We start from the raw sequence: 5,854 nt of genomic DNA on the forward strand, positions 1-5,854 counted from the left end.
GCGGAATCGGACAACGCTTATAAAATAAAAAACGAAGAGCCGATTTTGGTTATAATGGGAAATCCTCCTTACAATTCAAAGTCGGAAGAGATTAATTGCAAAGAATGGATATTAGATAAATTAAAATTTTATAAAGAAAATTTGAATGAAAAGAAAATTAATTTGGATGACGATTATATAAAATTCATTCGTTTCGCTCATTGGAAAATGGAAAGCGCAGAAAAGGGAATAATCGGAATAATAGTAAACAATTCTTTTATTAGCGGCGTCACTCATAGAGAAATGAGAAGAAAACTTATGCAAACATTCGATGAAATTTATATTTTGGATTTGCATGGCAATGTGAATAAAGGCGAAAAATGTCCCGATGGCTCGGCGGATTTCAATATTTTTAATATAAAGGAAGTCGGCGTTTGTATCGCTTTATTCGTAAAAACGGGAAATAAGAAAAGTCATTATGACGGTGGCGATTGCAAAGTTTATTTTCATGAAATTTTTGGCTCGCAAGAATTCAAAAGAAATTATTTAGCGGACAAATCTATTTATTCGGAAAAATTAATTAAATTGGAAGACGATGAAAAATATCATTGGTTTACTAAAGTTAAAAGCAATGAAAAATATTTAAATGAATTTATCGGATTAACTGAAATTTTTAATATTGTAAATAGCGGAGTAAAAACCGATAGAGATAGTTTATTTATAGATAAAGATAAAAACGAACTTACAAAAAGAATGAAAATATTATTTTCTAAAAATTTAAATGAAGATTTTATAAATAAATATAATGTAAAAAATTCAAGCGGTTATAAATTAATTGAAAGATTAAAAAATGAAAATTTTGAAGAAAATAATATAATTAAAATCCATTATAGAACTTTTGATTTTCAATTTATTTATTATAAAGTTGGAATTACAAGCCGCCCATCATTTGAAGTAGCTAAAAATTTTTTAAATGATAAAGAAAATATTGGTTTAATTTTTACAAGAAATGTGACTGATAATAATTACAGACATACTTTTATTACAGATAAAATGATAGATGTGCATGTTAATAGTGGACAAGATTATATTGCGCCGCTTTATTTATACGAAGAAAATTCCGCCGAAGAGTTGGGATTTGAAAATTCATGCAAGCCGAATTGGACGAATTCTTTTAAGGAGTTTTTGAAAAATTATATAAACGATAATCCGAGAGAAATTTTGAATTATATTTACGCGATTCTTTACTGCCCGAGTTATAGAGAAAATTATTAAAGAAGATTTGAAATATGATTATCCGAGAATTCCGTTTACGAATGATAAAAATATTTTCGATAGGTTGCAAAAGTTGGGCGGAGAATTGATTGATTTGCATTTGCTTAAAAAAGTTCCGCAAATCAGCGCAGGCTACCCTGAAAAAGGCGAGCATAAAATATCTTACTGTAAATATAACGAAGAAGAAAAAAGAATTTATATAAACGAAAAACAATATTTTGAAAATGTGAAAAAAGAAGTTTATCATTATTCCATTGGCGGTTATAAGCCGATTGAAAAATATATTAAGGCGAGAGAGATTTTGACTTTGAGCGATATTAAGCATTTGATTAAAGTTGTGTCGATAATTGAGAGGACGATTTTAGCGCAGAGGGAGATTAAGGAGGTTTGGCTCTCTACCGTTTGGTAAAACTTGAAAAATAAAATATTATTGATATACTTAATTAAGAGGTTAAATTATGTCCACAAGAGAAGAAATACAAAAAGAAGTCGACAATAATTATCAATTCTTCTTAAAAGAAAAAGATAAAATCCCAAATTATTTGCTTGATAAATATGTCTTAATAAGAAAAGAGGAATTTATAGAATATTTTGACAGCATTGATGACGCTATAAAATATGCAAAAATAAAATACGAAGATAATTTATATTCCGTTCAAAAAGTAAACGATTTGCCGATAAATTTAGGATTTATGGGAAATATGCTAAATGCCTAAAATAACGCTTAATTTGATAAATAATCAATTATTAGCTGACGCTTTTATTATGCAAGATAATAAGATAAAAACGCCCGTTAAAATTTTATTCGATACTGGAGCAACCGTAAGCGCTATAATCGGCAAAGTAGCTAAACAATTAAATTTAATTCCAATTTCTAAAACTCGCCTACAAACTCCTACGGGATTAAGTATAGTTAATATTTATGAAATCAATTTAATAATTCCTTTAAATAAAAATGAAATAAATTTTGAACAAAAAATTAAAGCGTTGGAAATAGCCGATAATATTGATTTTGATATAATAATAGGTATGGACATAATAAGCAAAGGTTGTTTAATAGTATCTGATAATATTTTTATATTTAATATATAATTTGACAAAATTTAATAATTTTATTATAATTAAAAAAGTCGGTTTTAAATTCCGAAGTTTATAATATATTTAATCAAGGAATTTTTATGTATAAAAATAGCGTAAAAGAAGAAAAAAAATTGCTTAATCTTGCTTTAAAATATAGGGAAGAAATAGGCGAAGAAGATTTTAACGCCATTGTTAGTTTATGTTATGGTAGAATAATGGGAAAAAAAATAAACGATTCTATAAATAGAGTAATAATTCCCGCTTGCAATAGAATAACAAAAACGATGGTAAATATTAATTATGGCAGAAAATAACAATAAAATTAGCAATAAAAATAATAAAAAACTTCTTTCTGAAGAAAATAATAAACTAAAAGAAAAAGAAATTAAAACAGGTATAGTTGAACGTCAATTTATGTCTCTTATGGGTTCTTTTAATCCTACTCCGCAACTTTCGGAAGATAATATAAATAAATTGATAGAAAACGATGATAAACATGATGAAAGAAAATTTAAAGACAAAAGAGAAATAAGAATTACAGCTATAATTATTATAGCGATAATAATGTTTATAATATTTATATTCAAAGATAATATCGAATTATTAAAGGATATTCTTATTCCTATTATTCTTTCATTTTTCACAGCCATTGGCGGATACGGTTATGGATATAAAAAAGGAAAAGATGCTGACGATTAAATATGGGAAGCGTGTTTGGAAAAAATATTAAATTAAGTTTGTTCGGCGAATCGCATGGAGAAGCCATCGGATGTGTTATTGACGGTTTTCCGAATGGGATTAAAATTGACAACGATTTTATAGAATTAGAAATGGAGCGAAGAAGAGCGAAAAATTCGAGCATATCGACTACAAGAAACGAAAAAGATAAAGTGGAAATTCTTTCGGGTTTGCTTGAAAATAAAACTACGGGAATGCCGATAGCCGCGATAATAAGAAATGAAAATAAAAGAAGCGGGGATTATTCAAACTTAAAAATAATGCCTCGCCCTTCTCATAGCGATTTTACGGCGATGATAAGGTATCAAAATTATAACGACATAAGAGGCGGAGGACATTTTTCTGGAAGGCTAACAGCTCCTTTAGTATTTGCGGGCGCTTTATGTAAATTGGCTTTGAAAGAAAAATTTGGTATAAATATAGCAGCTCATATAAAACAAATCTATAATATAAAAGACAAATATCCAAACGACAGATTGCCAAGTTATAAAGAATTTGTTAATAATTACAAAAAAGAATTATCCGTATTCGACAATGACGCGATGAACGAAATGATAAAAATAATTAAAGAAGCAAAAATGAATATGGATTCAGTCGGCGGAATTATAACGGTAGTCGCTTTTAATGTTCCAGTGGGATTTGGAGAGCCTTTTTTTTCTTCTATTGAAAGCAGAATAGCGGAGTCGATGTTCGGAGTTCCCGCGGTTAAAGGAATTGAATTTGGACTCGGATTCGATTTTGTTAATTATAAAGGAAGCGAATGCAATGACGCTTATACGATAAAAAATAATAAAATAAAAACGAAAACTAATAATAACGGCGGAATTTTGGGAGGAATTTCAAACGGAATGCCGATTGTCGTTAATGTCGCAATCAAACCTACTCCTTCTATAGCGAAAGAGCAATTAACTTTGAATATAAAAACTAAAAAAGAAGAAAAACTTATAATTAAAGGAAGACATGACCCTTGCATTGCCGTTCGGGCAGTTCCCGTTTTGGAAGCGGCTTTATCGGTTGCATTATTAGATTTATGCGTTGAAATGAAAGGAAAATTTTTGAAATAAAAATTAATAATAAATAAGAAATAAAGAATTATATATTTTTACCGTTAATATTAATAATAAAAAAATAATTTAATCAATAAAATTTAAGTAAAAATAAAAATGAAAAAAATAACTTTTATAATATTTGTAATTTTTAGTTTAAATCTTTATTCAAAAGTCGGATTTAAAGAATCCACAATAATTGAAAAAAAAGATTACGGTTATATAGTTTATGCGGAAGATTATTATAGATTATATTCTTTGCCTTCCTATTATTTAGAATACGATATGCTTAAAAATGTCGATTATTTAGAGCGAGCCTTGAATGCGCCTTTCGATTTTGTAAACAGAGCGTTAACGATAATAGAAACGGAAGAATCCTATACTCGATATAAAGACTTGATGCATATGCAATTTAATTATCTTATAACTCAAAATTATATTTATATCGCGGGACTTTACGATAAAGAAAATTATTATTTTTACAATTCGCAGTTTGACGAAGATATAAAGAAAAGTTTTGAATACGCGACTTATTTTTATAATTTGGCGAAAGAAAGATGGGCGATTACGAAAGATTTAGCTCAAAAAGTTATGGTTAATAAATCGAAATTGGAAATGGATAATTTAATCGACAAGGCTTATAAAATCGCTCTCGGCGAAATCGATTATAATAAAACCGCCGACAGACAACTTAAACATATAGAAAATATTTTATCTCAAATGAATTAAAATTAATTATTTAAATAAAAAGGTTAATATTATGGAATGGATATATTTAATTTTAGCGGGAATTCTTGAAATATTTTGGGCTACATGTTTAAAATTATCAAACGGATTTACCATATTAAAGTTTTCAATATTAACGATTACAGGAATGGTTTTTAGTTTTGTTTTTTTAGCTCAAGCTACAAAAATTTTGCCTCTCGGAACTTCTTACGCTATTTGGACAGGAATTGGAGCTTTAGGTTCTGTAATAATTGGAATTATATTGTTTAAAGAAGTTTTTACATTGCCGAAAGTTTTATTTGTGACGCTTCTTTTGATTGGAATAATAGGTTTAAAAGTAACTTCTTCTCATTAAAAATTATAAATCAATATGCAAAAATATTATCCTTTAATTGATAAAAATAGCGAATTTGACGCCGTGATATTGGGAGACGGAGATTATCCTTTTGCGGAAATTCCTTTAACTATTTTAAGAAACGCTAATTTTATTTGTTGCTGCGATGGAGCGGCTTTGAAACATATTAAGGACGGAGGCAAATTTGACGCTATAGTAGGAGACGGCGATTCGATTCCAGAAAATTTCAAACAAAAATATAAAGAAATTTTGCATATAGAAACGGAACAAGATACGAACGACCAAACTAAAGCGACTCGATTTTGTATTAATAAAGGTTTCAATCGCATCGCTTATGTCGGAGCTACGGGAAAACGAGAAGACCATACATTAGGCAATATATCTCATCTTATAACCTATCTTAAAGAATATAAAATCGATGCGGTAATGTTCACGGACTATGGCTATTTTGTCGCTGCTTACGGAAATTCAAAATTCGCTTCTTTCAAAGGACAGCAAATTAGTTTTTTCAATATCGACTGTTATAAATTTGAATCGAAAGGAACTAAATGGAAAACAGACGCCTATAAATATTGGTGGCAAGGAACTTTAAATGAATCTTTGGGAGACGAAATTGAAATATTATCGGACGGCTTTTTTTTAGTTTTCAGAACTT

The 5,854-nt window shown here is 28.6% G+C and carries 10 protein-coding genes; all 10 read left to right on the forward strand.

The window, feature by feature from the left end; genetic code table 11:
- The coding region (locus tag EZH24_RS15315) for a type ISP restriction/modification enzyme (protein WP_336596089.1) at positions 1 to 1,254 on the forward strand (1,254 nt) is incomplete at its 5' end.
- A 7-nt stretch (positions 1,255 to 1,261) separates the two neighbouring features.
- Positions 1,262 to 1,663: a type ISP restriction/modification enzyme gene (locus tag EZH24_RS15320; protein ID WP_137998267.1), complete on the forward strand. Its 402-nt coding sequence runs from the start codon at positions 1,262 to 1,264 to the stop codon at positions 1,661 to 1,663.
- 49 nt (positions 1,664 to 1,712) lie between these two features.
- Entirely contained in the window at positions 1,713 to 1,970 is a 258-nt protein-coding gene (locus EZH24_RS06220; protein WP_137998268.1) for a hypothetical protein, read from the forward strand.
- A complete protein-coding gene (locus EZH24_RS06225; RefSeq protein WP_137998269.1) occupies positions 1,963 to 2,346 on the forward strand; it encodes a retropepsin-like aspartic protease in 384 nt (127 codons plus the stop codon). Before EZH24_RS06220 ends, EZH24_RS06225 begins: the two co-directional genes overlap by 8 nt.
- A gap of 86 nt (positions 2,347 to 2,432) precedes the next feature.
- Positions 2,433 to 2,648 (forward strand): hypothetical protein, encoded by a 216-nt coding sequence (locus EZH24_RS06230; RefSeq protein WP_137998270.1) that lies wholly within the window; start codon positions 2,433 to 2,435, stop codon positions 2,646 to 2,648.
- On the forward strand, positions 2,635 to 3,033 hold the full coding sequence (locus EZH24_RS06235; protein ID WP_137998271.1) for a hypothetical protein: 399 nt from the start codon (positions 2,635 to 2,637) through the stop codon (positions 3,031 to 3,033). Before EZH24_RS06230 ends, EZH24_RS06235 begins: the two co-directional genes overlap by 14 nt.
- A gap of 2 nt (positions 3,034 to 3,035) precedes the next feature.
- A complete protein-coding gene (gene aroC, locus EZH24_RS06240) occupies positions 3,036 to 4,136 on the forward strand; it encodes a chorismate synthase (protein ID WP_137998272.1) in 1,101 nt (366 codons plus the stop codon).
- Between the two features lie 99 nt (positions 4,137 to 4,235).
- The gene (locus EZH24_RS06245) at positions 4,236 to 4,847 is read left to right on the forward strand and encodes a hypothetical protein (protein WP_137998273.1); all 612 of its coding nucleotides are present in this window, start codon (positions 4,236 to 4,238) and stop codon (positions 4,845 to 4,847) included.
- A 31-nt stretch (positions 4,848 to 4,878) separates the two neighbouring features.
- A complete protein-coding gene (locus tag EZH24_RS06250) occupies positions 4,879 to 5,199 on the forward strand; it encodes a DMT family transporter (RefSeq protein WP_137998274.1) in 321 nt (106 codons plus the stop codon).
- Positions 5,200 to 5,214: 15 nt separating this feature from the next.
- Positions 5,215 to 5,854 (forward strand): thiamine diphosphokinase (locus tag EZH24_RS06255; protein ID WP_137998275.1); only part of this gene is annotated, 640 nt, incomplete at its 3' end.

This window comes from Brachyspira catarrhinii, assembly GCF_005518285.1.
In the GTDB taxonomy this organism is placed as follows: domain Bacteria; phylum Spirochaetota; class Brachyspiria; order Brachyspirales; family Brachyspiraceae; genus Brachyspira; species Brachyspira catarrhinii.